Source organism: Luteibacter sp. NPDC104163, from assembly GCF_055584245.1.
Map to the genome: position 1 here is coordinate 44744 of NZ_JBVJMK010000006.1, position 25103 is coordinate 69846.

23 protein-coding genes and 1 riboswitch are annotated in these 25103 nt (G+C 67.1%); of the genes, 8 read left to right on the forward strand and 15 right to left on the reverse strand.

The features are described from left to right. The first annotated feature begins 19 nt into the window (after positions 1–19). A complete protein-coding gene (locus ACZ6YI_RS09165) occupies positions 20–760 on the forward strand; it encodes a response regulator (RefSeq protein ID WP_440324039.1) in 741 nt (246 codons plus the stop codon). Beyond that, positions 757–2064: an ATP-binding protein gene (locus ACZ6YI_RS09170; protein ID WP_465778374.1), complete on the forward strand. Its 1308-nt coding sequence runs from the start codon at positions 757–759 to the stop codon at positions 2062–2064. Before ACZ6YI_RS09165 ends, ACZ6YI_RS09170 begins: the two co-directional genes overlap by 4 nt. Positions 2065–2275: 211 nt before the next feature. Here ACZ6YI_RS09170 and ACZ6YI_RS09175 read toward each other — a convergent pair whose 3' ends face one another. From ACZ6YI_RS09175 to ACZ6YI_RS09190, 4 genes are all read right to left on the reverse strand, one after another. Continuing rightward, positions 2276–3304 (reverse strand): D-cysteine desulfhydrase family protein, encoded by a 1029-nt coding sequence (locus ACZ6YI_RS09175; RefSeq protein WP_465778375.1) that lies wholly within the window; start codon positions 3302–3304, stop codon positions 2276–2278. A gap of 142 nt (positions 3305–3446) precedes the next feature. Further along, complete coding sequence (locus ACZ6YI_RS09180) at positions 3447–3950, reverse strand: DUF4142 domain-containing protein (protein ID WP_465778376.1); 504 nt, start codon at positions 3948–3950, stop codon at positions 3447–3449. A 73-nt stretch (positions 3951–4023) separates the two neighbouring features. Beyond that, positions 4024–4197, reverse strand: coding sequence for a DUF1328 family protein (locus ACZ6YI_RS09185; RefSeq protein WP_045831119.1), 174 nt, complete (start codon positions 4195–4197; stop codon positions 4024–4026). A 205-nt stretch (positions 4198–4402) separates the two neighbouring features. Next, entirely contained in the window at positions 4403–5197 is a 795-nt protein-coding gene (locus ACZ6YI_RS09190) for a helix-turn-helix domain-containing protein (RefSeq protein WP_465778377.1), read from the reverse strand. Positions 5198–5328: 131 nt separating this feature from the next. On the opposite strand from ACZ6YI_RS09190, the gene ACZ6YI_RS09195 reads away from it, so the two are divergent. Beyond that, positions 5329–6117, forward strand: a complete 789-nt coding sequence (locus ACZ6YI_RS09195) for an isocitrate lyase/PEP mutase family protein (RefSeq protein WP_465778378.1) — start codon at positions 5329–5331, stop codon at positions 6115–6117. Between the two features lie 136 nt (positions 6118–6253). Here the strand turns inward: ACZ6YI_RS09195 and ACZ6YI_RS09200 are convergent, their stop codons facing one another. The 8 genes from ACZ6YI_RS09200 to ACZ6YI_RS09235 form a co-directional block, all read right to left on the reverse strand. After that, positions 6254–6847 (reverse strand): hypothetical protein, encoded by a 594-nt coding sequence (locus tag ACZ6YI_RS09200; RefSeq protein ID WP_465778379.1) that lies wholly within the window; start codon positions 6845–6847, stop codon positions 6254–6256. 126 nt (positions 6848–6973) lie between these two features. Continuing rightward, positions 6974–7801, reverse strand: coding sequence for an NADPH-dependent 7-cyano-7-deazaguanine reductase QueF (queF, locus tag ACZ6YI_RS09205; RefSeq protein WP_465778380.1), 828 nt, complete (start codon positions 7799–7801; stop codon positions 6974–6976). A 44-nt stretch (positions 7802–7845) separates the two neighbouring features. After that, positions 7846–8838, reverse strand: coding sequence for an aldo/keto reductase (locus ACZ6YI_RS09210; RefSeq protein ID WP_465778381.1), 993 nt, complete (start codon positions 8836–8838; stop codon positions 7846–7848). Further along, positions 8835–9287: a MerR family transcriptional regulator gene (locus ACZ6YI_RS09215; protein WP_465778382.1), complete on the reverse strand. Its 453-nt coding sequence runs from the start codon at positions 9285–9287 to the stop codon at positions 8835–8837. The genes ACZ6YI_RS09210 and ACZ6YI_RS09215 overlap by 4 nt, the downstream gene beginning before the upstream one ends. Before the next feature lie 63 nt (positions 9288–9350). After that, positions 9351–10085: a 4'-phosphopantetheinyl transferase family protein gene (locus tag ACZ6YI_RS09220; protein ID WP_465778383.1), complete on the reverse strand. Its 735-nt coding sequence runs from the start codon at positions 10083–10085 to the stop codon at positions 9351–9353. Positions 10086–10127: 42 nt separating this feature from the next. Next, positions 10128–10541, reverse strand: a complete 414-nt coding sequence (locus tag ACZ6YI_RS09225; RefSeq protein ID WP_440326700.1) for an acyl-CoA thioesterase — start codon at positions 10539–10541, stop codon at positions 10128–10130. A gap of 119 nt (positions 10542–10660) precedes the next feature. Further along, positions 10661–11689, reverse strand: coding sequence for a ribonucleotide-diphosphate reductase subunit beta (locus ACZ6YI_RS09230; protein ID WP_465778384.1), 1029 nt, complete (start codon positions 11687–11689; stop codon positions 10661–10663). Positions 11690–11801: 112 nt separating this feature from the next. Continuing rightward, complete coding sequence (locus ACZ6YI_RS09235; protein WP_465778385.1) at positions 11802–14321, reverse strand: ribonucleoside-diphosphate reductase subunit alpha; 2520 nt, start codon at positions 14319–14321, stop codon at positions 11802–11804. Positions 14322–14474: 153 nt separating this feature from the next. Further along, a riboswitch (cobalamin riboswitch) is annotated at positions 14475–14690 on the reverse strand. Positions 14691–14900: 210 nt separating this feature from the next. Between ACZ6YI_RS09235 and ACZ6YI_RS09240 the strand changes: the two genes are divergently transcribed. Then, a complete protein-coding gene (locus ACZ6YI_RS09240; RefSeq protein ID WP_465778386.1) occupies positions 14901–16481 on the forward strand; it encodes a response regulator in 1581 nt (526 codons plus the stop codon). A gap of 6 nt (positions 16482–16487) precedes the next feature. Here the strand turns inward: ACZ6YI_RS09240 and ACZ6YI_RS09245 are convergent, their stop codons facing one another. Next, positions 16488–17000 (reverse strand): DUF2501 domain-containing protein, encoded by a 513-nt coding sequence (locus ACZ6YI_RS09245; RefSeq protein WP_465778387.1) that lies wholly within the window; start codon positions 16998–17000, stop codon positions 16488–16490. Between the two features lie 108 nt (positions 17001–17108). On the opposite strand from ACZ6YI_RS09245, the gene ACZ6YI_RS09250 reads away from it, so the two are divergent. From ACZ6YI_RS09250 to ACZ6YI_RS09260, 3 genes are all read left to right on the forward strand, one after another. Continuing rightward, positions 17109–19661, forward strand: coding sequence for a family 78 glycoside hydrolase catalytic domain (locus tag ACZ6YI_RS09250; protein WP_465778388.1), 2553 nt, complete (start codon positions 17109–17111; stop codon positions 19659–19661). A 98-nt stretch (positions 19662–19759) separates the two neighbouring features. Continuing rightward, positions 19760–21427, forward strand: a complete 1668-nt coding sequence (locus ACZ6YI_RS09255; RefSeq protein WP_465778389.1) for a methyl-accepting chemotaxis protein — start codon at positions 19760–19762, stop codon at positions 21425–21427. Between the two features lie 110 nt (positions 21428–21537). Beyond that, positions 21538–22380, forward strand: coding sequence for an NAD(P)H-binding protein (locus tag ACZ6YI_RS09260; RefSeq protein ID WP_465778390.1), 843 nt, complete (start codon positions 21538–21540; stop codon positions 22378–22380). 131 nt (positions 22381–22511) lie between these two features. On the opposite strand, the gene ACZ6YI_RS09265 is transcribed toward ACZ6YI_RS09260, so the two are convergent. Then, entirely contained in the window at positions 22512–23717 is a 1206-nt protein-coding gene (locus tag ACZ6YI_RS09265; protein ID WP_440328060.1) for an MFS transporter, read from the reverse strand. Positions 23718–23814: 97 nt separating this feature from the next. On the opposite strand from ACZ6YI_RS09265, the gene ACZ6YI_RS09270 reads away from it, so the two are divergent. Next, a complete protein-coding gene (locus tag ACZ6YI_RS09270; protein WP_465778391.1) occupies positions 23815–24582 on the forward strand; it encodes an AraC family transcriptional regulator in 768 nt (255 codons plus the stop codon). Here the strand turns inward: ACZ6YI_RS09270 and ACZ6YI_RS09275 are convergent. Beyond that, positions 24567–25091 (reverse strand): gluconokinase, encoded by a 525-nt coding sequence (locus ACZ6YI_RS09275; protein WP_465778392.1) that lies wholly within the window; start codon positions 25089–25091, stop codon positions 24567–24569. The two genes, ACZ6YI_RS09270 and ACZ6YI_RS09275, sit on opposite strands and share 16 nt — an antisense overlap. Positions 25092–25103: the final 12 nt, after the last annotated feature.

Genomic DNA, 25103 nt, shown 5'->3' on the forward strand with positions numbered 1-25103 from the left:
GAACGAGAACGGCAACGGCATGGAACACATCGACCACATCCTCGTCGTCGACGATGACCACGGCATCCGCACGGGTGTCGTCGACTACCTGCGCAAGAACGGCCTGCGCGCCACGGCCGCCGCGGATGGCCGCGAGATGTTCGCCCAGCTCGATGCATCGGCGTTCGACCTGGTGGTGCTCGACATCATGATGCCGGGCGACGATGGGCTGGCCTTGTGCCGCACGCTGCGCGCGGGCAAGCACAAGGCCATCCCGGTGCTTTTGCTCACCGCCCGGGACGATGAAACCGATCGCATCGTCGGCCTGGAAATGGGCGCCGACGATTACCTCACCAAGCCCTTTTCACCGCGCGAACTGCTGGCGCGGATCAAGGCGGTGATCCGCCGCACACGCATGCTGCCGCCCAACCTGCGCATCACCGAAGCGACCGAGATGCTCGCGTTCGGCAAGTGGCGGCTCGATACCACGGCGCGCCACCTGCTCGACGAGGAGGGCACGGTCATCTCCCTGAGCGGCGCGGAATATCGCCTGCTGCGCGTGTTCCTCGACCATCCCCAGCGTGTGCTTACCCGCGACCAGTTGCTCAACCTGACCCAGGGCCGCGATGCGGAGCTGTTCGATCGCAGCATCGACCTGCAGGTGAGCCGCCTTCGCCAGCGCCTGCAGGATGATGCGAAGGACCAGTCGTACATCAAGACCGTGCGCAGCGAAGGCTACGTCTTCAGCATGCCGGTGGTCGTCGCCGGGAGCGGCGCATGACCCACGCGCGGCTTGCGTGGCTGCCGCGGAGCATGGCCTCGCGGCTCTCGCTCATCCTGTTCTCCGGCTTGCTGCTGGCGCACGGCCTGTCGTTTGGCCTGCTGGCCTACGAGCGCTACCAGAGCGCGACCACGGTCATGCTCAACACGCTCGAGCATGAAGTGGGTACCTCTGTCGCCATCCTCGACCGCCTTCCGGCCGATGAGCGCGCGCGCTGGCTTCCCCGCCTGGCGCGGGACAACTATCGCTTCATCCTCGGCCCCGGCGAGCCGGGGCAACCGCTGGTCACCGAGCGCTCGCGCGACGTTACCGCGCGCATCACGCGCGAAGTCGGTGCGCGCTACGCGGTGGCGGCGCAAACGGTTTCGACGAAGCCCGAGCGCTACCAGGTGCACCTGACCCTGGCCGACGGCTCGCCGTTGACGCTCGAGGTGAACCCGCATCCACCGGCCATGGCGGACTGGCTGCCCTTCGTCTTCATCCTGCAGATGATCGTGCTGCTCACCTGCGCGTGGATCGCGGTGCGCCTCGCGACACGCCCGCTGGCGCGTCTCGCGGAGGCGGCGGAGGCCATGAAGCCGAATGCGGACCCGCACCCGATCAGCGAGGAGGGGCCGACCGAAGTGGCGCAGGCCGCGGCGGCGTTCAATGCGATGCAGGAGCGCATCGGCGTATACCTGAAGGAGCGCCTGCACATCCTCGCTTCGATCTCGCACGACCTGCAGACCCCGATCACCCGCATGCGCCTGCGCGTGGAGTCGCTCGATGAAGGCCCGGAGAGCGAACGCCTGCTCGCCGACCTGGCCGAGATGGAGCATCTCGTGCGCGAAGGCGTCGCCTACGCACGCAGTGCCCACGGTGGCGACGAGGCGCCGGTGAAGATGGATCCGGCGGCATTCATCGAGAGCCTGGTCTTCGATTACCAGGATGTCGGCCGGCCGGTCTCGCTGAGCGAGATGGCGCATGGTGCCGCGATGGTCCGGCCGCGTGCCTTGCGCCGCGTGTTGACCAACCTCATCGATAACGCCATCAAGTACGGCGGCAGCGCCGAGGTGGCGAGCTGCCGTTCCGGAGAGGGCGTGCTGTCGATCACCATTGCCGATCGCGGGCCGGGGATTCCCGATGCCGAGCTTGAGAACGTGCTGCAACCGTTCCATCGGCTGGAGGGCTCGCGCAGCCGTGACACGGGCGGTGCGGGGCTGGGCCTGGCCATTGCGCTGCAGCTGATGCGTTCGATCGGGGGCGACTTGCGGCTGGCCAATCGTGAAGGTGGTGGGCTGGTCGCGCGGGTTACGTTGCCCTGATGCCATCGCGTGCAAGCACGCTCCCACAAGGGCGCGGGTTCCTGCTTTTGCTGATGCTGCCTTGATGCCATCGCGCGCAAGCGCGCTCCCACAAGGGCGCGGTTTGCTGCTTTTGCTGATGCTGCCTTGATGCGATCGCGTGCAAGCACGCTCCCACAAGGGCGGGCGAGCATGCTGTTGTGGGAGCGCGCTTGCGCGCGATGCGTCCAGCCTAGGAAAAAGCCTGTCTGTATGCGTAAAGCCCAGGCGTCCCGCCCGTCACCACGAACAACACACGCTCACCCTCCGTAACAGCCCCGCTGCGCAGGTCCTGCAACAACCCCGCGAATGCCTTGCCCGTATACACCGGATCCAGCAGCACCCCCTCCTGCGATGCCATGAGCCGCACGGCCTCCAGCATCGCGTCGGTCGTCACGCCGTAGCCCTCGCCGAGCTGTGAGCCATCGACCTCGACGTGGGCGAGGTCTACCGTGGCATCCGCACCCAGAAGGTCCAGCGCGGCATTCGCGAGGTCACGCGTGGTCTCGCGGGCCTTCTCCGCCGGCGCCAGCACCGCATACGCCTTCGCCGTGCGCGGATCGCGGCGCATGGCAGCCAGGCCAGCGATGAGTCCCGCATGCGTACCCGAGCTGCCATTCGCCACGGCGATCCGATCGAACTGCACGCCCATCGACTCTTCCTGCCCAGCGATCTCCCGCGCGCATCGCGCGTACCCGAGTACGCCTCGCGGCGTGGAGCCACCGACGGGAATCACCATCACCTTGCGGCCACGCGCACGCAGTTCGTCCGCGCGTGCGAGGGCGTGGTCGAGGGCGTTCTCTCCATGGGGGAGAAGCAGCGGTCGCGCCCCGAAAAGATCGTCGAGCAGGACGTTGCCATTCTTCTCGTAGTCGTCACCATCGCGCGGCACCATGCGGGCGAGGATCAGTTCGCAGGCAAGACCAAGCCTTGCCGAGGCGGCGGCCGTGAGCCGCGCATGGTTCGATTGCACGCCACCGACGCTGATGATCGTATCGACGCCGTCGGCCAGCGCCGCGCCGAGGTGATACTCCAGCTTGCGCAGCTTGTTGCCGCCGCCACCGAGCGGCATGACATCGTCGCGTTTGGCGTAGAGCTGGATGTTGCGTTCCGCGAGACCGAGCGCGGCTTCGATGCGTTGCAGGCGGTGGATCGGCGTCGGGCCTTCGACCAGTTCGGTGCGGGGCAGGGTGTCCAGTGCGGCGAGGGCTTTGATGTCCATGGCGGGGTCCAGGAGCAGAGGGGCGAGTTTACGCCCGGCGCTGTCGCGGACCTATTGCGCGCAAGCGCGCTCCCACAAAAGATATCGTGGCCCGCCCCTGTGGGAGCGCGCTTGCGCGCGATGGCCCGCCCCAGTCCCGCACCTAGAACGGCGGCAACCCATCCGCCAGCTTCTCGTGCTCCTTCAGCACCGGCAGCTGGCTGCGCGCCCAGTCGCGGATCTCGGGGTCTTCGCCCTTATCCGCTTCCAACTGGTACAGACCTGTCGCCAGCTTGTGGTCCTTCACCATGGCGTCGGAGTACGCCCGATCGAATTTAGCGCCGTCCAGGTCCTTCAAGCGGTCAATCTCCTGCTGCTGCGCCGGCTCAGGTGCCACGGCGATCTGCAGGCCCTTGGTGCCGGCGAGCTTGCCCAGCGCTTCGTTCGACTTCGAGTGGTCCTCGACCATGCGTGCGGCAAAGGTCTTCACCGCATCGCTGGAGGCCTGGCCGGCAGCGAGCTTGCCGAGGGCGACTTCGGTGAGGCCTGCACTGCTGGCACGGCGCACGAAATCCGCGTCGGCGGTCGTGGTCTTCGCGAACTCCGCCGCATAGGCGGAAGCGAATACGAGTGGGGCAAGCGCGACGAAGGCAAGGCGGGCGTGCATGGTTCGGCTCCTCGTAAAAGGAGACGCCCCGGCCTGGGCCGGGGCGTCGTCGGGGTGCTACGCGTACGGGTCGTTACAACCTCGGCCCGCGGCGCAGCCCGCCAAACAGAAGCGACAGGATGAACAGGATCAGGAACACGACGAACAGGATCTTCGCAATGCTGGCGGCACCGGCAGCGATACCGCCGAAGCCGAAGATCGCGGCCACGATCGCGACGATGAAAAAGACAACGGCCCAATAAAGCATGTGGGTTCTCCTCGGGTGGTCACAAAGCCCGAACGGCGGTGGCCGCGTCAGGTTGGGTGCCATTCGAGCATCGGGCTGTTCAAGGAGTCGTCTTTGCGCGGTGAGGTAGTGGATCACCGGTTTTTGGCAAGTTGCTCACGTAACCTTGCCGTGGCTGAACCGCTAGGTAGGACTACTTAGTGCGGCAGACCTTTTAAGAGCGCCTCTACACCGGCCGCAGCGCGGCACACGCTCGCACGGTGGCTTCGTTGTCGGGAAAGCAGCACTCGATGCGGATCTCTTCCAGCGTGACGTCACGCGGCGTGGCGAAACTGGTGATCGTCGAGAAGAAGCGGAACTCGTCGCTGCCCCGGCGCAGCACGGTGGTCAGCAAGGGCGCCGGTGCGTCGTCGAGGTCGCGCAGGCGCCACCGCGAAGGTACGCCCGGATAGCCCAGCGCCTCCTCGAGCAACGCCGCGAGCACGTCGTCCGAAGGGTTGGCCGCGACCGCCTCGTGCAGATGGCGGATCAGGTCACCGGCAACCTCCTCCCAGTTCGCGACGGCCGGCCTGAGGTCGTCGGGGTCGAAGATCTGCCGGACCATGTTGCGATGCTTCACACCCCGGCCGCCCATGACGACACCCGTGACCCGGCGCGCGGCGTCGTTGGCCTGGAGGATGTCCCAGTGCCGGTTCAGCACGAAGGCCGGGTAGGGTTCCTGCTGGCGAAGGATGAGTTCGATCGCGCGGTTCACCGCCGAGAGTGCCGGCATGGCCAGGGCGGTCTCGCTGTAGCGCGGCGCGAAGCCCGCCGCGACGAGCAACGAATTCTTCTCGCGCAGCGGCAGCTCCAGGCTATCCGCCAGCCTGGCGACCATGTCGCGGCTGGGCCGCGCCTTGCCGGTTTCGACATAGCTGAGATGGCGCGCGGAAACCCCCGCATCGAGGGCCAGCCCAAGCTGGCTCACGCGGCGCGCCGTACGCCAGGATTTCAACAGGGGACCGAAGGCGGGGGTCTGCATGGGCCGACGTTAGCGGGTAACAGGGCCGGCGGCCATAACCTGCCAGGTCATCGCGGCATGACCTGGCGCGGCGTTGCGGGCCCCGCGGCATGCGAGGATCGTGGCCCCACCTCCCCTGATGGATGCATGCCGTGAGCGCTTCCCGATTCCGCGACCTCCACCATGCCGGCAACCTGCTGGTCCTTCCCAACGCATGGGATGCCGGCAGCGCGGCGGCGATCCAGCACGCCGGCGCGCCCGCCGTGGCCACGACCAGCGCCGGCGTCGCCTGGGCCTGCGGCTGGCCGGACGGCGATCAGCTGCCGGCGGATGAACTGCTGGCCTCGGTGAAGCGCATGGCCGCCGTGTTGCGCGTGCCGCTGAGTGCCGATATCGAAGAAGGCTGCTCGAGCGATCCGGGCGAAGTCGGCCGGTTCGTTTCCGCGCTGGTCGACGCTGGTGTCGCCGGCATCAATATCGAGGACGCCGGGCGCGACCCCGCCGAACTCGCTGCGAAGATCCGCGCGATCCGAGCGGCGCTCCAGGGGCGCGATCTCTACATCAACGCCCGCACGGACATCTACCTGCGCGGCATCGCCGCCGGCGACGAAGCGGTCGGCGAAGTGGTCCGCCGCGCGGGGCTGTTCCGGGAAGCGGGCGCGGATGGCCTGTTCGCACCGGGCATCGCGAACGTGGACGAGATCCGCCGTGTCGCAGGTTCCATCGGCGGCATGCCGCTGAACGTGATGCTGGTGCCGGGGCTGCCTGCGCATGCGGCGTTGTATGAAGCAGGTGCGCGGCGCCTGAGCGCGGGTATCGCGCTTGCGCTGGATGCCTATGCGGGCGCGGCGAAGGGAGCGGCGGCGTTCATGGCGAAGGCAGAGCCGGAGGCGCTGAGTTATCCGTTGTTGAACGCGTTGTTGAAGCGTTCGGGCGATTGATCGCGCGCAAGCGCGCTCCCACAAGTGCACGAACGCTCTTGTGGGAGCGCGCTTGCGCGCGATGCCCCCCGCGAAATCACAACAAAAAAGGCGCGGCTTTCGCCGCGCCTTTTTTCCATCGCCAACCGGCGCTGCCTTACTTCTTCTTGACGTCGAACGCCGTGTCGCCGACCGACTTGCCGTTGAGCGAGATGGCGACCTTGTACTTGCCTTCCGGCCACTCGTTCGGGTTCTGGATCTTGAACGTGGTGACGGCCGGGCCATCGGTGCTGATCGACTGGCTGAGGTCGCTCACGGTGGTGGCCGTGTCGCCGTCCTGGTAGGTCCACTTGGCGTTCAGCGTGGCGCCGGCGCTGGTGCCTTCGGTGGCGACCGAGGCGTAGATGGTCTTCTCGTTCGGCGCGAACGTGGTCTTCGCCTTGGCGACCTTCTTGTCGGCGCCCACGGCGCTGCCCAGGGTGACCGAGCCGACCTTCAGCGTGTCGCTGGCGGCGACCGGGGCCGGAGCGGCAGCGGCGGGTGCGGCCGGAGCGGCGGCAGCCGTGGTGGCCGGAGCCGGAGCGGCGACCGGAGCGGTGCTGGCCGGAGCCGGAGCAGCGGCCGGAGCCGGCGCCGTCGAGGCGGCGGCCGGGGCGTTGGTCTGCTCTTCCTTCTTGCCGCAGGCGGTAAGGACCAGGAGGCCGGCCAGGGTGGCCGTGGCGAGGACAGGCGTGCGGAAGGAAAGCTTCATGTCTGGATTCCGGAAATAGAACAGGTCAATGCGTGGTCGAGACGAGGTCATCCCTCGGCCGCGGCAGGTTACAGGCTACACAACTAAAGGCAATACCAATGAAGAGCGCATGAATGCACGGTTCATCTACTGGCGGGCACCGCGCGGGTTATCCGGCACGGCGGCCGGATCGGTGCTGCGGAATGGATTGATATCCAGGCCGCCGCGGCGGGTGTAACGGGCATAGACGGCCAGCTCGCGCGGCGCGCAGCGTTCGCGCAGGTCCATGAAGATCCGCTCGACGCACTGCTCGTGGAATTCGGTATGGCGACGGAACGAGACGAGGTAGCGCAGCAGGCCTGCGCGATCGATCGGGGCGCCGGTATAGCTGATCTGCACGCTGCCCCAGTCTGGCTGGCCGGTAACCGGGCAGTTGGAGCGCAGCAGGTGGGAGACCAGCACTTCGCGGGCTTCGCCCTCATGCGTACCGAGGAAATCCGGACGCGGCGGGCCGTAGCTGTCGAAATCGAGCTCCTGGTCGTCCAGCAGCACACCCTCGGGTTCATGCAGCGGCTGGCCGTTCAGTTCCTCGGGCGCATGCAGTTCCACGACGACCGGACCGCCCGACGCCGCGGAGAGGTCGCGCACCAGGATGTCGCGCAGGGCGTCGCGGCTGGCGATCGTCTCCTGCGCGAAGCCATTCAGGTACAGCTTGAACGACTTGGATTCGATGATGTTCGGCGTCGTGGCGGGGAAACGGAACGCCGCGACGGCCACCATGGGCTTGCCGCGGGGATCCAGCCAGCTCAGCTCATAGCCGTTCCAGATATCCACGCCGTGGAACGGCAGGGAGCCGCCATCCACGCCGATCTCATCGCGCTTGGCCTGGCGGGGAATGGGGAAGAGCAGGCTCACGTCGTAGCGGTCGGCGTACTCGGTGGCCTTGCCCAGGGGCGAATGATCGGGGGACGACATGGCGGCGTGCCGGACAGGACAAACCGCCATTATACGGCCGCGAATCAGGCGTTGATGGAACCCATCATGTTGGCCTGGTAACGGTCGCCCACGGCCGCATCCGGCGGGAAGACCTCGTCGATCTCCGCGAGCTCGCTGGCGCCGAGCTTCACGTCCATCGCGCCGGCGTTTTCCTCGAGGTACTTCACGCGCTTGGTGCCGGGGATCGGCACGATGTCCGGCCCCTGTGCCAGCACCCATGCGAGGGCCAGCTGGCCGGGCGTGCAGCCCTTGTCGGCCGCGAACTTCTTCACCTTGTCGACCAGCGCGAGGTTCTTCGTGAAGTTCTCGCCGGTGAAACGCGGGTTGTAGCGGCGGTAGTCGTCCTCGGCGAAATCATCCGGCTTCGTGATCGCGCCGGTGAGGAAGCCACGGCCCAGCGGGCTGTAGGCGACGAAGGCGATGCCGTGCTCGCGGCAGGCCGCCAGCGTGCCGGTGGTTTCCGGGTCGCGCGTCCACAGCGAGTACTCGCTCTGCAGCGCGGCGATCGGGTGCACCTGTGCTGCGCGGCGGATGCTTTCCGCCGAGGCTTCGGAGAGGCCGAGGTGGCGCACCTTGCCTTCCTTCACCAGCTCCGCCATCGCGCCGACGGTCTCCTCGATCGGCACTGCGCGATCGACGCGGTGCTGGTAGTAGAGGTCGATGTAGTCGGTCTTCAAGCGGCGCAGGCTGCCTTCGACGGATTTGCGCACGTACTCCGGGCGGCCGCTGATACCGCGCGCCATCGGGTTGGCAGGGTCGCGCACGATGCCGAACTTCGTGGCCAGGAAGACCTTGTCGCGGCGGCCCTGCAGTACGCGGCCGAGCAGCTCTTCGTTGGTGTGCGGGCCGTAGGCGTCCGAGGTATCCCAGAACGTGATGCCGAGTTCGAGCGCGCGTTCGAGCGTGGCGATGTTCTGCGTTTCATCGCCGGGGCCGTAGAACTCGCTCATGCCCATGCAGCCGAGGCCCTGCGCCGAGACGTCCGGGCCGTTCGTGCCGAGTGTGCGGGTGATCATGCTTGCTTCCTCCGGGGAGTGGGGGCGGTGTCATCGTTGCTATCCACCGGCGCGGCGGCGACAGGCGCAGGGGCGCCATCCGCACCGTAGATGGAGCGATAGAGGGCGATCTTCTCGTCGAGGCGCGCGATGGTCTCGGTCAGCGAGACCAGCTCCTCGCGCAGGTGGGCGGCGTGCCGCTCGAGCAGGTCGCCGCGGCCCACGATGCTCTCGGCGGTTTCACCAAGGCGGCGCAGGCGGACGTATTCCTGGATATCGCGCATGGGCATGCCCGTGCCGCGCAGCCGCAGCACGAACTGGATCAGGCGCATCTCAGGCTCGCCGTAGATCCGCTGGCCGCCGCGGCGGGGTACCGGGTCGATCAGGCCGATCTGCTCGTAATAACGCAGGGTGTAGGTGGTGAGGCCGGTGGCGAGAGCCGCCTCGGCAATAGTCAGGGATGTGGGCATGGGGAGAAGCGTACGGCTTCGAGTGCGCTCTAAGTCAACACCCGGTCGAGGGACGGCGGCGCTTCACCAGATGCAGTGGGTGAGGATCATGCCGCCGGGCAGGGACTGCCAGTACAGGCGCTGCCGGTGCCCGGCGGCCAGGGAGGGTGCGAGGTCTTCGACGACCCGCGCATCCAGGCAGCCGGCTTCGACGTCACATGCGGCGATCCGTAGTGCGCTGAAGTCGAAGAAGCGCCCCACGGTCGCTGCGGTGGCCTTGTAGAAGCTCTCCTTCGCGGAGAAGGCCACGGTCAGGGCGAAGGGCCAGCCCATGGCGGAGGCGAGCGGTGCGAGCGCCGAGCGCTCGTTGTCGTCGATCACGCTGGATTCGACGGCCGGCAATTGCCCCGGCGGGATGACCTGTTCGATGTCGATGCCGATGCCCCGCACGTCCGCGGTGGGCCGCATGGCCACGGCGACCGCCAGGCCGACGGCGTGGGAGAGGCTGCCGATATACCCCTGTGGCCACGCAGGCGCCCGGCTTTCGGTGATCGCCAGGTCCTGGGCGGTGTGGCCCGCAGCATCGAGGGCTGCGAGTGCGACACGCCGGCCCGCGAGGTATTCCGCCTGGCGCTTCGGGACGCTACGCAGGACGGATGGCGGCCGGGAGATACCGTACCGGGCGAAATCATCCTCACTGAAACCCTGCGCATCGAAAGGCAGCGCGAACGCATCTGGCACGCCGGGATGGCGCGAGCTGAGCGTCAGCCGCGCGAAGGGATCGTTCGCTGTCTGGGGCAGGTCGATGAACGACGTCATCGACCAAGGATAGACGAGTTCGCGCGCGGCTTGCGGGCGGGCTCAGCCCTGCGCCGGGAGGGATTCCACCGCGGTCGGCTTGTGGTTCTCGTCCAGCGCGATCATGACGAAGGTGCCGCGGGTGCAGAGCTCGCGCTCACCGGTGATCAGGTCTTCGGTGTACATGGCCACGTCCACGTTCATGGAGGTGCGGCCCACGGACACCACGATGGCGATCAGCTCGACCATCTGCCCCTTGCGCACCGGCACGTGGAAATCGACCTGCTCGGAGCGGGCGGTGACCACGATCTTGCGCGAGTAGCGCGACGCCGCCAGGAAGGCCGCCTTGTCCATCCAGGCCAGCGCCTGGCCGCCGAACAGCGTGCCGAGGTGGTTGGTGTGGTCCGGGAAGACGATCTCGAGGACACGGGCCTCGGTGGGGCGGGCGATGGGGAGCATGGTGGTGGACTTGGTCATGATGTCCCCATTTTACTGCATTGCAGCATTTTCCGTCAGGCCGTTGTGGGAGCGCGCTTGCGCGCGATGGGGCTTGCGGCAAGCACATCGCGCGCAAGCGCGCTCCCACAGAGGCTTTGTCAGAACGACTCGTCGAACGAGACTTCGCCCTGGACGCCTACCTGGTAGGACGATACGCGGCGTTCGAAGAAGTTGGTGAGCTCCTGGACGTCCTGCAAGTCCATGAAGTCGAACGGGTTCTTCGCGCCGTACTTCTTCGGCATATCGAGCTGGACCAGGCGCTGGTCGGCGCAGTACTCGAGGTACTGGCGCATGTCGTTCACCGAGAGGCCGGCCACGCCGCCGGAGAGCACGTCGGCCGCGAACTGGGTCTCGCAGGTGATCGCGTCTTCCAGCATCTCCTCGACCTGCAGGCGCATCTCATCATCGAAGAGATCCGGTTCTTCCTCACGGACCGTGCGAACCACGTCGAAGGCGAAGGCCATGTGGCCCGACTCGTCGCGGAACACCCAGTTGGTACCGGAGGCCAGGCCGTGCAGCAGGCCGCGCGAGCGCAGGTAGTACACGTAGGCGAACGCGGCGAAGAAGAACAGGCCTTCGATGCACGCGGCGAAGCAGATCAGGTTCAGCAGGAACTGGCGGCGGTGTTCGCGCGTTTCCAGGCGGTTGATGTCCTGGATCGAGTCGATCCACTTGAAGCAGAACTCGCCCTTGTGGCGGATCGACGGGATGTTCTCGATCGCCGCGAAGGCCTTGTTGCGCTCCGACGGATCCGGAATGTAGGTGTCGAGCAGCGTGAGGTAGAACTGCACGTGCAGCGCTTCTTCATAAAGCTGGCGCGACAGGAACATGCGCGCCTCGGGCGAGTTCACGTGCTGGTACAGGTTGAGCACCAGGTTGTTCGACACGATCGTGTCGCCGGTAGCGAAGAACGCGACCAGGCGATGGATCAGGTGGCGATCCGCATCCGACATCTTCGACTTGAGGTCGGTGACATCGAGCGAGAAGTCCACTTCTTCCACCGTCCACGTATTGCGGATGGCGGCGCGGTACATCTCGTAGAACTTCGGGTAGCGCATGGGGCGCAGCGTCAGCTCGAAGCCCGGGTCGAGCAGGTGCGAGTCGCGGGTGATCGGGTGGGCGGACATAAGCGGGTGCCTCTGGATTTCGTTGGAACCTGTGGGAGCGGGGGGGGGCGCGGGGGGGGGGGGGGGGGGGCCCCCCCCCCCCCCCCCCCCCCGCTCCCACAATGTTTTTTTGTTACTGGCAGGCTTCGCAGTACTCGGGGTTCTCGAGCGAGCAGAACACCGCGGCTTCGGCCTGTTCCTGCGTGCTTGCCGGTGCCGCCGGGGCGACCGGCGCGGCAGCGGCGGCGCTGACCGTCGTTTTCGCAATGCGGGTCGCCGGGCGCGAACGCAGGTAGTAAGTGGTTTTGACGCCGGCCTTCCACGCGTACATGTACATGGACGAGAGCTGGCCGATGTTCGGGTTTTCCATGAACAGGTTCAGCGACTGGCTCTGGTCGATGTACGCGCCGCGGGCGGCGGCCAGGTCGATCAACGCCTTCTGCGGCAGTTCCCACACGGTGCGGTAGATGGCGCGCAGCTCCGCCGGGATCGCGTTGATGCCCTGCACCGAACCCTCGGCCAGCTTGATCTGGTCGCGGATGTCGGCGGTCCACAGGCCGAGCGTCTTCAGCTCTTCCACGAGGTGGCGGTTGACCACCAGGAAGTCGCCCGAGAGCGTCTCGCGCTTGAACAGGTTGGAGACCTGCGGCTCGATGCACTCGTAGCAACCGGCGATCGAGGCGATGGTCGCGGTCGGCGCGATCGCGATGAGCAGCGAGTTGCGCAGGCCGTGCGTCTTCACCTTCTCGCGCAGCTCGGCCCAGCGGCCATCCTTGCCGTGCGGCGTAGCGGCCTGCCAGTAGTCGAACTGGAGCTCGCCATTGGCGGCGCGGCTTTCGTCGAAGCCCGGGTGGGCGCCGTCACGCTCAGCGATCTCGTTGGACTGCGACAGCGCGTGGAAGTAGATCTCCTCGGAGATGCGCGTGGAGAGCTCGCGTGCCTCATCCGAATCGAAGCGCAGGCGCAGCTTGAAGAACACATCCTGCAGGCCCATGACGCCCAGGCCAACCGGACGCCACTTCATGTTCGCCGTGCGCGCGGTATCGATCGGGTAGAAGTTCAGGTCGATCACGCGGTTGAGCTGGCGCACCGCGGTGCGGACCGTGGTCGCGAGCTTCTCGAAATCGAACGCGCCATCGACGACGTGGCGGGCCAGGTTCACCGAACCGAGGTTGCACACGGCGGTCTCGCCGGCGTTGGTCACCTCGAGGATCTCGGTGCACAGGTTCGAGAGGTGGATGACGTTTTCCGGACGGGCGGTCTGGTTGCTGGTCGCGTTGGAGCGATCCTTGAAGGTCATCCAGCCGTTACCCGTCTGCGCCAGCGAGCGCAGCATGCGGGCGTACAGCTCGCGCGCCTTCACCGACTTCACGGCCAGGCCATCGGCCTCGGCCTTCGCGTAGGCGGCGTCGAACGTCTCGCCCCAGGTGTCGACGAAGTGCGGGACGATCTTCGGATCGAACAGCGACCAGTCGCCGTCGGTTTCCACGCGGCGCATGAACAGGTCGGGCACCCAGTTCGCGAGGTTCAGGTTGTGCGTGCGGCGCGCGTCGTCGCCGGTGTTCTCACGCAGCTCGAGGAACTCCTCGATATCGGCGTGCCAGGTTTCCAGGTACACGCAGGCCGCGCCCTTGCGCTTGCCGCCCTGGTTCACCGCGGCGACCGACGCATCGAGCGTCTTCAGCCACGGCACCAGGCCGTTCGAGTGGCCGTTGGTGCCACGGATGAGCGAGCCGCGCGAACGGATGCGCGAGTAAGCGAGGCCGATGCCGCCGGCGAACTTCGACAGCTGCGCCACGTCGCCGTACTTCGCGTAGATCGACGCGAGGTCATCTTCCGGCGAATCGAGCAGGAAGCACGACGAGAGCTGCTCGTGCGCCGTGCCGGCGTTGAACAGGGTCGGCGAGCTGGCCAGGTACTCCAGCGACGACAGCATGCGGTACAGCTCGAGCGTCTCGGCGACGTCGTTGCCGCCAAGCGCGCAGGCGATGCGCATGAAGAAGTACTGCGGCGTCTCGATGACGTGGCGCTTGGTCGGGTGGCGCAGCAGGTAACGGTCGTACACCGTGCGCAGGCCGAAGTACTCGAAACGGCGCGAGGCGTTGAGGTCGATGGCGTCGTTGAGCTTGCGGGCGTTGGCCTGCACGAACGCGCGCAGGCGCTCGTTGAGGATGCCGAGCTCGCCACCGATGGTGATCGACTGGGAGAACGACTGGATCTCCTGGCCGCTCACTTCCTTGTCGATGAACGCAGAGAGCAGGCGCGCGGCAAGCTGGCCGTACTCCGGCTCTTCGGCGGTCAGCGCCGCGGCGGTGCGGATCGAGAGCTGGTCGAGCTCCTGCGTGCTGGCGCCGTCATACAGGCCGCCGATGGTCTTCAGCGCGACGCGCATCGGATCCACGGCGAACAGGCCATCGGCGCTGCGCGTCACCGCGCGCACGATCTTGTTCACGTCCACGGTTTCCTGGCCGCCGTTGCGCTTCTTGACGCGCATCTGGCCGGGGTTGTGCGGAGGGGTCAGGGCGAACGCCGGCGGGGCGTCCTGTCGGTAGCCCGCTGCGGGGGCCTTCTCGTTGTTGTTTTCGTGGGTGGTAGCGGCGGCCGCGTCGGCCGTCTCGGTGCGCTCGCGCGCTGCGGAATCCATCGTCGTCATGCTGGCGTGCCCCAGGGCCTGGTCCAAACTCCCGTTCCCTCGGACGGGGCTAGGCGTGGGTGGGCCAACGGGAAAGCCGGGGATGAAGCCGCACGGAGGGGCTTCGATCCGCGACGTGCTCCCCCGCGGAAGCCGTCACCACGAACCGGGCCTGTTCGGCCACGGCTGTTGGCAGGTCTTCGGACTTCGTGGACATGGCGGCTTTCGCCACCGGCCTACCCGTCGCTTCCCAGCTCCCCGTGGAGCCAGTGCATTGAACGGGGTCGTTTCCACTTACCGCTGCGGGGCAGTTCCGGATTCACACCGGATTCCCTATTAAGTCCGACGGGCACTCGCGCCGCCTCGGACACCAACGGGACACACGATATAGGCGAGTCCAGGGCAGGTCAACACAAGATATAGGGGATTTTTTCCAATGCGCTGATGACTCAATGGGTTGGCCGATCTACCTCTCCGCCACACTGGTAACGGAGTGATCAGCGGCGTTACACGTATGTGAAGACCGCCTACACATCCGCCGTGAGACCCGACGCTAAGATTCCGACCCGCTTCACCCATGCCAAGGGACCGTCCGGATAGATGCCATCAACGTTCGACATGACCGAGGACCAGCTGCGGCAGGCCCAGAAGATGGATGCCATCGGGAAGCTCACCGGCGGCGTGGCACATGATTTCAACAACCTGCTCCAGGTCATCAGCGGCAACCTGCAGCTGCTGGCCGCTGATGTAGCGGGGAATCCGAGGGCCGAACGCCGCGTGGCCAACGCCATGGCCGGCGTCGAGCGGGGCTCACGCCTCGCGGCCCAGTTGCTCGCCTTTGGCCGCCGGCAGCCGCTGGCGCCCAAGGTCGTGAACGTCGGCCGGTTCATCCGTGGCATGGACGACCTGCTGCGGCGCTCGCTGGGCGAGGCGATCGAGGTGGAAACCGTGATCGCCGGCGGCCTGTGGAACACCCTGGTCGATATCGGCAACGTCGAGAACGCCCTGCTGAACCTGGCGATCAACGCCCGCGACGCGATGGGCGGGCAGGGCAAGCTCACGATCGAGGCGGGCAATGCATTGCTCGATGAGTCGTACGCCAACGCCCACGGCGACCTGAAGGCCGGCCAGTACGTGATGCTGGCGGTGAGCGACACCGGTTGCGGCATCGCCCCGGAGGTCCTGCCCCAGGTGTTCGAGCCGTTCTTCACCACCAAGCCGGAGGGCAAGGGCACGGGCCTCGGCCTGTCCATGGTGTACGGGTTCGTGAAGCAGTCCGGCGGCCACGTGAAGATCTACAGCGAGCTGGACCACGGCACGACGGTCAAGATCTACCTGCCGCGCTCCACGCAGAGCGAGGATCGCCTCGTCGCGCTCGAAGAAGGCGGCCTGCACCGCGGCGACGAAACCATCCTGGTGGCCGAGGATGACGACGAGGTCCGCGAGATCGTGGTGGGCATGCTGGCCGACCTGGGATATCGCGTGCTGAAGGCGCGCGATGCGGAGAGCGCGCTTTCGATCATCGAGAGTGGCATGGCGATCGACCTGCTGTTCACCGACGTAGTCATGCCAGGCCCGCTGCGCAGCACGGAGCTCGCCCGCAAGGCGGTGGAACGCCAGCCGGGCATGGCCGTGCTGTTTACCTCGGGCTACACCGAGAACGCCATCGTGCATGGCGGGCGCCTCGACGAAGGCGTCGAACTGCTGAGCAAGCCGTACACCCGCGAGGCCCTGGCGCGCCGCGTGCGCCATGTGCTCGCCCAGCGCTCACCGGTGGAACCATCGACGATGCCTTCGCCGGCACCCTCGGCTCCCGCTCCGCGACCGTGGCAGCCGCTGCGCGTGCTGGTGGTGGAAGACGATGCGCTGATCCGCATGAGCATCGCGGAGATGCTGGAAACGCGTGGGCATACCGTGTTCGAGGCAGGCGATGGCAACGAGGCCATCCGCGTGCATACGAACGAGACCATCGACGTCCTGCTGGCCGACGTGGGCCTGCCTGGGATGAATGGCGTGGAAGTGGCGGAGCGCATGCGCGAGACGCGTCCCGACCTTCCGGTGTTGTTCGCCACGGGCGACCAGACCGCCAACGGCGTGGTGCGTGATGCGCGCACGGCGGTGATCGTGAAGCCCTATGGCGTGGCCGACCTGACCGAAGCGATCGGGCGTATTACGCGATAGCCCCCTCTACATCCCCGCCATCTTCTTCCCCTGCTTCAACACCGCATCGCACGCCTTGTGCACGATCTTTCCCTTGATGTCGGTGGAATCGTTGCTGTTGCCGCCGGTGAGGTCGACTTTCTTGCCATCGCCGGTCGTCAGCAGGCCCTTAGCGCCATCGAGGTAGCCCTTGTCCTGCGTCGGCTCGGCGGCGCTGGTGCCCTTCTTCGACTTGCCCGTCATCGAGCCCAGCAGGTTGCTGCCCGACGAACCGCCAGCATCGGTATTCGCCGCATTCTGGTCGCCGGAGAGGCTGCCGAGCAGCTTGTCCTTGACCCCTGCGGCACCGGACCCGCCGCCGAGGTAGTTGTTGTTGATGCAGTACTGGATGATGCCCGCGGCATTGCTGGCGCTGCCGGAGGTCAGGCTGCCCCCCGAGCCGCCGCCCATGAGTCCGCCCAGCTTGTCGAGCTGCATGGCGGATGCGGCGGTGCTTGCGATGGCGAGGCCCAGGGCGAGGCCGACGAGGCGGGTCTTCATGACGGTGGCTCCGGTTGGCATGGGTGCGTACTGTGTAGACCCGCACGCGTTAGACGGATGTGTGCGGGTATGCTCGAGGGTTCGTGCCTTGTTCCCGGATGCCACGCCGTGCCCCTTCGCACCCTGTTCCTCCTCCTTGGCCTCGTGCCCGCCTGCGGTATTGCCGCCACCCTGGAGCGGCTCCGCGTCGAGCGGACCGAAGCGCCGCTCAATGTCGATGTGGCAAAGCCGCGGTTCTCATGGGTGATCCATGCCGAAAAGAACGCCACGGTGCAGCAGGGCTATCGAGTCCAGGTGAGCCACGCCGGCAAGCGCCTGTGGGATAGCGGCGATGTCCGCGGAGGCCAGTCGTTCGACGTGCCCTACGATGGCCCCGCGCTGGCGCCGGGCGAGCGCTACGAATGGCAGGTCGATGTACGCACGACCGAAGGCCCGGCGAGCGCGCAAGGCCACTTCGGCACGATCGTGGACGAAGCCGGATGGGCGGGCGCGCAATGGATCGGCAAGGCCGATGCCGCAAGCCTGCCGGCACCCCTGCTGCGTCGCCGCTTCCGCGTGGGCACGAATGTCACGGGTGCCACGCTCTACGTCGCCGCAGGCGGCTATGCCGACATGAGCCTGGATGGCCGTCCGGTCAGTGATGCGGTGCTTTCACCGGGCTTCACCGATTACGCGAAGCGGGTGGAAGTCGTTGCCACGGATGTCGCGCTGACGCCCGGCGAGCACACGCTGGGCGCAGAGCTTGGCCGTGGTTTCTACGGCATGACCAATCCGAACGTCTGGCACTGGGAGCGCGCGCCCTGGCACGGCCAGCCGCGCCTGCGTGCGGTGCTGGTCATCCGTTACGCGGATGGCCGGGTCGAGCGCATCCCCACCGATACCCGCTGGGAGCTGGCGGATGGCCCGACGCGGCTGGATGACCTGTATGGCGGGGAAGACTACGACGCCCGCGCGGCGATACCTGCGCAATGGGCGCCGGCCACCGTGCTGCCGGCGCCTACCGGGCGCCTGGTCGCGCAGATCGAGCAGCCCATACGCATCACGGGAACGCTTGGCGCCACGGAAATCACCGAACTGAAGCCGGGCACGTATGTCTTCGCCTTCCCCCGCGTGATCGCCGGCTGGGCCGACTTCACCGTGGAGGGCCCGGCGGGGACGGTGGTAACCGCACGCTATGGCGAGAAGCTGCTGCCCGATGGCACGGTGGATGCGCGCGACGAACACCACTACTTCAAGCACGGTTTCCAGACCGATCACCTGACCCTGGGCGATGGGCGCACGCACTGGCATCCGCGCTTTTCCTATAAGGGCTTTCGCTACGTGCAGGTCGATGGCTGGCCGGGGCCCGGGCGCCCGTCGCTGGATGCGGTGAAGGCGCAGCTGGTGCACACCGATGTCGAGGTGACGGGGCGTTTCGATAGCGCCAACGACCTGCTCAACTGGATCCATCGCGCCACCGTGGACACCCTGCTCAACAACCTGCATGGGATCCCGACCGATACACCCATGTACGAGAAGAATGGCTGGACCGGCGATGGCATGCTCGGTGCGGACATGTTCCTGCGCAACGTCGATGCCGGCGCGCTGCTCACGAAGTGGGTGCGCGATATCGCCGATACGCGCGGCGCGGATGGCGCGCCGCTGGTGACCGCACCGAACGCGGGCTGGGCCCTGGACGTGCATGCGCCCACCTGGCACTCGGCCTATGTGCTGGTGCCCTGGTCGGTCTATATGGCGACGGGCGATCGCGCGCCGATCGATGAGCACCTCGCGGGCATGGCGCGTTACGTCGCGATGGAAGACGCACGCTCGCCGGGTGGCATCGCGAACACGGAACTCGGCGACTGGGTGAGTCCGGAAACGGATCCGTCCGGCGAAAATGCACCGGAGGACAAGCGGGTCGCGGGCACGGCTTATCTGTATCGCATGGAGCGCGTGGTCGCCGACATGCAGCGGCTTGCCGATGACGAGGCCGGAGCCAGGCGTTTCGATGGCATGGCGGACCGGGTTCGCGATGCCTTCAACGCCCGTTTCCTCGACCGCGGGAAGGGCGTTTACCGTGGCGAAGGCGACCAGGGCTACCGGCAGGCGCACAACCTGCTCGCGCTGGGGTTTGGCCTGGTGCCCGAGGCGCTACGTGAGCGCGTGGCCGCCAGTGTCGCGGCCGATGCCCATGCGCGCGGCGATCACCTCGACACGGGCGCACTCGCGACCAAGCTCATCCTCCCGGTGCTGACCGCGACGGGGCACGCCGACGAAGCCTGGGCCATCGCCACCCAGGTGACCTTCCCCAGCTGGGGCTTCTGGCGCGCGAACGGCGCCACGAGCCTATGGGAGCACTGGAAGCTCGCCTCGCGCTCGCGCGGCCACTACTTCCTGGGCACGGTCGACGACTGGTTGTTCGAGGATGTCGCGGGCCTGCGCCCGCTCGCCCCCGGCTGGCGGCGGATCGGCATCCGCCCGGCGCTCACCGCAGGGCTGGATCATGCCTCCGCCGCGGTCATGACCCCCTATGGCGAGGCGTCGGTGGCGTGGCACAAGGCGGGTGGGCGTGTCGAACTGGACATCCACGTCCCGGTCGGGGCGGAGGCGGAGGTTGGATTGCCCGGCGCAAAGACCGTCACGCTGGGCAGCGGCACGCATCGTCTCACGCTGCCGTGAGTCATCCGGCCGTGACCCACGTCACACAAGCGACATAAAGGGTCGCAAGGTTTTGCCGATAAAGCGCTCACGGGGGATCGTCCTGAGGGTGAAGTGGCATGTCGGCTGTAATGAAGTGGTTTGGTCGCACCACGCTGAATACGCGGGTGTGGATGGTGATGTCGATCGTGGTCCTGGGCCTGGTCGGCCAGGTGGTGATGTCCGCCATGGAAAGCCGCGACGCGCAGATGCGTTCGCTGGAGCAGGCGCTTGCACAACATGTGATGGCCGCCACGGCCGTGGCCGACGCGTACCACGCGCGTGCCACCAAGGGCGAAATGAGCGATGCGCAGGCCCGAACGGACGCGCTGCGCGTGATCGAGACGATGCGCTGGGATGGCAAGAACGGCTACGTGTTCGCGTTCGATTCCGGGCTGGCGCTGCGCATGCATCCGCTGCGCCACGACGAGCTCGGGAAGAACATCCGCGATGACGTCGATGGTAATGGCTTCCACCACTATGTCGCGATGCTCGATGCGGACACGAAGGAAGGCCACGGCTTCACCCGCTACACCCAGGTGATGCCGAAGACGAAGGAGCTGCGCGACAAGATCAGCTACTCGGCGCTGTACCAGCCGTGGGACCTGCATTTCATCTCGGGTGCGTACTTCACCGACATCGATGCGGCGTTCCGCCAGCAGCTGCAGGGTGACCTGCTGAAGTCCGGCCTGATCGCCGTGCTCGCGCTGTTCGTCGTGTGGTTCTCCATGCGCAGCATCCGCGCCACGATCGGTGGCGAGCCGAATGAAGCGCAGCGCATCGCCAGCCGCATCGCCGGCGGTGACCTGCGCAACGAAGACATGGCCGGCGTCGCTCCGGAAAGCCTGCTGGGCGCGCTCGAGCGCATGCGCGGCACGCTGGCCTCGATCGTGGCGGAAGTGCAGCAGGGCGCGCACGTCGTCTCCACGACGTCAGCCGAGATTTCGCGCGGTAACGATGATCTTTCGCATCGCACGCAGGAACAGGCTTCCAGCCTCGAAGAGACCGCGGCGTCGATGGAAGAGATGACCGCGACCGTGAAGCAGAACGCTGAAAACGCGACCGCCGCCGACCGTCTCTCGCGTCACGCGCGCAGCGAAGCCGAGCGCGGCGGCGAAGTAGTAGCGCAGGCGATGGACGCGATGCGTGACATCGGCGACTCCAGCCGGCGCATCGCCGATATCGTCGGCATGATCGACGAGATCGCTTTCCAGACCAACCTGCTCGCGCTGAACGCGGCGGTCGAAGCCGCGCGTGCGGGTGAGCAGGGCCGTGGCTTCGCGGTGGTCGCTGGCGAAGTGCGCCGCCTTGCCCAGTCCAGCGCGGCGGCGTCGAAGGAGATCAAGGCGCTGATCGTCGAAAGTGGCGAACGCGTCGAAACCGGCGCGGGGTTGGTCGAGCGTTCCGCGGACGCGCTGCGCGACATCGTCGGCAGCGTGAACAAGGTGACCGATATCGTCGCCGAGATCGCGGCCGCGAGCGCCGAGCAGTCGGCTGGTGTCGATCAGGTCAACATTGCCATCGCCCAGATCGACCAGGTGACCCAGGAGAACGCGGCACTGGTGGAAGAGGCGGCCGCGGCGGCGAAATCCATGCAGGACCAGGCGCAGTCGTTGCGCGAGCAGGTGGCGTTCTTCACCGTGGACGGTGGCGCGCCTGCCGAGGCGCCCGCACCCGCGGCGCAGGACCTGCGTTTCGGTGAGCGGAAGGTCGCGCAGGATGCGGACGCGTGGGCGGAGTTCGCCTGACGCGGGACCGGTGACCTTTGGTCATCAATGTGCTGCGATAATGTCGCTTCAGTCATGGCTTGCCGGCATCTAGCCTGTGCTCCGTCCTTTCCAGACAGACGGAGCCAACCATGTACGCCATCACCGGTATCACCGGCCAGGTCGGGGCCTCGCTAGCCGAGGCCCTGCGCGCCGCCCGCCAACCTTTCCGCGCCGTCGTGCGCGATGCGGCCAAGGCCACGCGCTTCGAACAGGTCGCGATCGCCGGGCTCGATGACACGCCTGCGCTGGCCAGTGCCTTCGAAGGCGCGGAGGCGGTCTTCATCCTGCTACCGCCGCTGTTCGATCCGTCGCCGGGGTTCCCCGAGTCGAAGCGTACGATTGATTCGATCAGGGATGCACTGCTCGCGGCGCGGCCCGGGCGCGTCGTCGCCCTGTCGACCATCGGCGCCGACGCACCGCACGAGAACCTGCTCTCCCAGCTCGGCCGGATGGAGCAGGTGCTCGGTGCGCTGCCCATGCCAGTTACGTTCCTGCGCGCCGCCTGGTTCATGGAGAACACGCAGCGGGACATCGCCCCGGCGCGTGACCACGGCAGCTTTGATAGCTACCTCATGCCACTCGACCGGCGCATCGCGATGGTCGCGACGAAGGATATCGGCGAGCTCGCCGCGAAGCTGCTGGGGGAAACGTGGGAAGGCGTGCGTGTCGTCGAGCTCGAAGGGCCGGTGCGGGTGAGCCCGGACGATATCGCGGCATCGCTTGCGAACGCGCTGGGTCGTGACGTGGTGGCGCGCGTGGTTCCTCGCAATACGTGGGAGGAGAGGTTCCGCTCGCAGGGTATGCGAAACCCTGGGCCCAGGATGCGCATGATCGATGGCTTCAACGAAGGCTGGATCGATTTCGGTTCCAGCGCGCGCAAGGGCGTGACGACGCTGGATGAGGTCATGCGCGGGCTTGTGGCACGAGGCTAAAGGCCCATCGCGCGCAAGCGCGCTCCCACAAGAAGGCAGCTGTGGGAGCGCGCGATGGCGTTTGTGGGAGCGCGCTTGCGCGCGATGGATTCCCGGTGCTTCTCGTGGAAGCGCGCTTGCGCGCGATCCCCTCAGCGCTTCGGATTAGGCAAGAACGCCGCCAGCAACCCGATCAACGGCAGGAACGCACAGATCTGGTACACGGCCTCGATGCCGTAATGGTCGGCCAGTTCGCCCAGCACTGCGGCACCAATGCCGCCCATGCCGAACGAGAAACCGAAGAACAGCCCGGAGATCATCCCGACCTTGCCCGGGACCAGCTCCTGCGCGAATACGACGATCGCCGGGAAGGCCGAGGCCAGGATCAGGCCGATGGCGATCGTAAGCGGCGCCGTCCAGAACAGGCTGGCGTGCGGCAGCAGCAGCGTGAACGGCAGCGTGCCCAAGATCGAGAACCAGATGACGTGCTTGCGGCCGAAGCGATCACCCAGCGGGCCACCGACGATCGTGCCGACCGCCACGGCGCCGAGGAAGACGAACAGGTGCAGCTGTGCCGTTTCGACCGACGCGTTGAACTTGTGGATCAGGTAGAACGTGAAGTAACTCGTCAGGCTCGACAGGTACACGTACTTCGAGAAGATCAGCGCCAGCAGCACCGCGATGCCGCGCGTGGCTTCGCGTGCGGGCGGCGCGCTTTCCTTGTGTGCCGCGTGCGAGGCGGTCAGCCGGGTCAGGCCATGGTGCCGATACCACTGGCTGACGTTCCACAGGATCGCGCAGGAGAGCAGCGCGAGCAGCGCGAAGAATCCAAGGCTCGACTGGCCCCAGCGCACCACGACGATCGCCGCGGCGAGCGGGCCAAGGGCCTGACCCGCATTGCCACCGACCTGGAACAGCGACTGGGCCAGGCCGTGCTTGCCACCCGAGGCCATGCGCGCCACGCGCGACGATTCCGGGTGGAACACCGACGAGCCCATGCCGAGCAGGGCGGCGCCCGCCAGCAGGACCGGATACGCATGCGCCTGCGACAGGACCAGCAGGCCGGCCAGCGAGAACAGCGTGCCGCCAGGCAGCGCGAGCGGCGTCGGACGACGGTCCGCGTACAGGCCGATCAGCGGTTGCAGGATCGACGCAGTGATCTGGTAGGTCAGCGTGATCAGGCCGATCTGGCCGAAGTCGAGCTGGAAATCGCTCTTCAGGCCGGGATAGATGGCCGGCAGCAGCGACTGCATCATGTCATTGAGCAGGTGGCAGAAGCTGATCGCGAAGATGACGCTGTAAACGGTGGGGGCGGCAGCGCGGGTGGCCTGCGCCGCCGCGTCGGCTGGGGCTTGCATGGGGCGGTCCTGGGGTAGGGATGACATATGAAACCACGCCCGGCCGTGTCCCGCGCTAGAATGCGGGTCAAAACCCTTTGAGTTTGGGCCAGCGATCATGCCTCTCAGCGATGCCGACGCCTTCGAGGCGACGCCACGACCGATCGTCTCCCGTGGCAATACGTATCCCGCCGCCTTCGAGCTGCCGACCCACCAGCACCGGCGCGGCCAGCTCCTGTATGCCTCCGAGGGCACGATCGCGATCACGACGCCGTATGGCGCATGGATCGCGCCGCCGGAACGCGCCGTGTGGATTCCCTCGGGTACGCCGCATGCGGTCCGGATGATCGGGGCGGTGAAGACGCGCAGCGTCTACATCGAGCCCGAGGTGACTGGCCCGGCGGGGGAGGCTTGCCGCGTCATCGCGGTGTCGCCCCTCCTGCGCGCCCTGCTGGTCGAAGCGGTCCAGGTCCCCCGCGAATACGATCCTGCCGGGCGCGACGGCCTGCTGATGGCATTGCTCGTGGAAGAGATCAATCGCGCGCCGCGCGTGCCGCTGGATCTTCCGTTGCCGACCGATCCGGCACTGGCCTCGCTATCGGCGCACTTCCTCGAGCACCCGAACGTCGCCGAGGGCATCGATGCCTGGGCGGCTGGCCTCGGCATGCACCGGCGCACTTTCACCCGGCTGTTCCGCCGCGAAACCGGCATGAGCTTCGCACGCTGGCGCCAGCAGGCCTGCCTGCTCGCCGCCTTGCCGCGGCTGGCCGCCGGCGATGCGGTGACCGATGTCGCGCTCGACCTGGGTTATGAAAGCGCCACCAGCTTTTCGACGATGTTCCGCCGCGCGCTGGGCAAGCCGCCGTCGGACTACCGCGCGGCCTGACGCGCCTCGGCGCACCCGGCGCGAATCACCTTCTCGACGATGCGCGCGGGCGGGTCGGTGATCTCCACCCAGGCCGCCTCTGTCCGCGATGGCTCCTCGAGCGTGGCGAGCTGGCTGTCGAGCAGGGCGGGATCGAAGAAGTGGCTGCCCCGCTCGCGCAGGCGTTCGGCCAGCACATCCCGCGTACCGTGCAGGTAGACGAAGCGGACATCGCGGTGCTCGCCCCGCAGGAAATCGCGATAGCGCCGCTTCAGCGCGGAACAAGCGATGACCAGCGACTGGCGGCGTGCGCGATGCTCGTCCATCACCGCGACGATGGCCGCGAGCCACGGCTGGCGGTCGGCATCGTCGAGTGGCACGCCGTGCGCCATCTTGTCCTTGTTGGCCTGGGGATGGAGGCTGTCGCCGTCGACGAACGGCAGGCCCAGGTGGCTGGCGAGGTCGCCACCCACGGTGCTCTTGCCGCTGCCGGATACACCCATGACGATCGTGATCATGCGGCAGAGCATGGCGTGATCCAG

What these genes read in the sequence shown, in the direction of transcription:
- ACZ6YI_RS09165 (WP_440324039.1), top strand. Translation starts at nt 20, where the DNA reads ATGGAACACATCGACCACATCCTCGTCGTCGACGATGACCACGGCATC.
- ACZ6YI_RS09170 (WP_465778374.1), top strand. Translation starts at nt 757, where the DNA reads ATGACCCACGCGCGGCTTGCGTGGCTGCCGCGGAGCATGGCCTCGCGG.
- ACZ6YI_RS09175 (WP_465778375.1), bottom strand. Translation starts at nt 3,304, where the DNA reads ATGGACATCAAAGCCCTCGCCGCACTGGACACCCTGCCCCGCACCGAA.
- ACZ6YI_RS09180 (WP_465778376.1), bottom strand. Translation starts at nt 3,950, where the DNA reads ATGCACGCCCGCCTTGCCTTCGTCGCGCTTGCCCCACTCGTATTCGCT.
- ACZ6YI_RS09185 (WP_045831119.1), bottom strand. Translation starts at nt 4,197, where the DNA reads ATGCTTTATTGGGCCGTTGTCTTTTTCATCGTCGCGATCGTGGCCGCG.
- ACZ6YI_RS09190 (WP_465778377.1), bottom strand. Translation starts at nt 5,197, where the DNA reads ATGCAGACCCCCGCCTTCGGTCCCCTGTTGAAATCCTGGCGTACGGCG.
- ACZ6YI_RS09200 (WP_465778379.1), bottom strand. Translation starts at nt 6,847, where the DNA reads ATGAAGCTTTCCTTCCGCACGCCTGTCCTCGCCACGGCCACCCTGGCC.
- queF (WP_465778380.1), bottom strand. Translation starts at nt 7,801, where the DNA reads ATGTCGTCCCCCGATCATTCGCCCCTGGGCAAGGCCACCGAGTACGCC.
- ACZ6YI_RS09210 (WP_465778381.1), bottom strand. Translation starts at nt 8,838, where the DNA reads ATGATCACCCGCACACTCGGCACGAACGGCCCGGACGTCTCGGCGCAG.
- ACZ6YI_RS09215 (WP_465778382.1), bottom strand. Translation starts at nt 9,287, where the DNA reads ATGCCCACATCCCTGACTATTGCCGAGGCGGCTCTCGCCACCGGCCTC.
- ACZ6YI_RS09220 (WP_465778383.1), bottom strand. Translation starts at nt 10,085, where the DNA reads ATGACGTCGTTCATCGACCTGCCCCAGACAGCGAACGATCCCTTCGCG.
- ACZ6YI_RS09225 (WP_440326700.1), bottom strand. Translation starts at nt 10,541, where the DNA reads ATGACCAAGTCCACCACCATGCTCCCCATCGCCCGCCCCACCGAGGCC.
- ACZ6YI_RS09230 (WP_465778384.1), bottom strand. Translation starts at nt 11,689, where the DNA reads ATGTCCGCCCACCCGATCACCCGCGACTCGCACCTGCTCGACCCGGGC.
- ACZ6YI_RS09235 (WP_465778385.1), bottom strand. Translation starts at nt 14,321, where the DNA reads ATGACGACGATGGATTCCGCAGCGCGCGAGCGCACCGAGACGGCCGAC.
- ACZ6YI_RS09240 (WP_465778386.1), top strand. Translation starts at nt 14,901, where the DNA reads ATGCCATCAACGTTCGACATGACCGAGGACCAGCTGCGGCAGGCCCAG.
- ACZ6YI_RS09245 (WP_465778387.1), bottom strand. Translation starts at nt 17,000, where the DNA reads ATGAAGACCCGCCTCGTCGGCCTCGCCCTGGGCCTCGCCATCGCAAGC.
- ACZ6YI_RS09255 (WP_465778389.1), top strand. Translation starts at nt 19,760, where the DNA reads ATGTCGGCTGTAATGAAGTGGTTTGGTCGCACCACGCTGAATACGCGG.
- ACZ6YI_RS09260 (WP_465778390.1), top strand. Translation starts at nt 21,538, where the DNA reads ATGTACGCCATCACCGGTATCACCGGCCAGGTCGGGGCCTCGCTAGCC.
- ACZ6YI_RS09265 (WP_440328060.1), bottom strand. Translation starts at nt 23,717, where the DNA reads ATGCAAGCCCCAGCCGACGCGGCGGCGCAGGCCACCCGCGCTGCCGCC.
- ACZ6YI_RS09270 (WP_465778391.1), top strand. Translation starts at nt 23,815, where the DNA reads ATGCCTCTCAGCGATGCCGACGCCTTCGAGGCGACGCCACGACCGATC.
- ACZ6YI_RS09275 (WP_465778392.1), bottom strand. Translation starts at nt 25,091, where the DNA reads ATGCTCTGCCGCATGATCACGATCGTCATGGGTGTATCCGGCAGCGGC.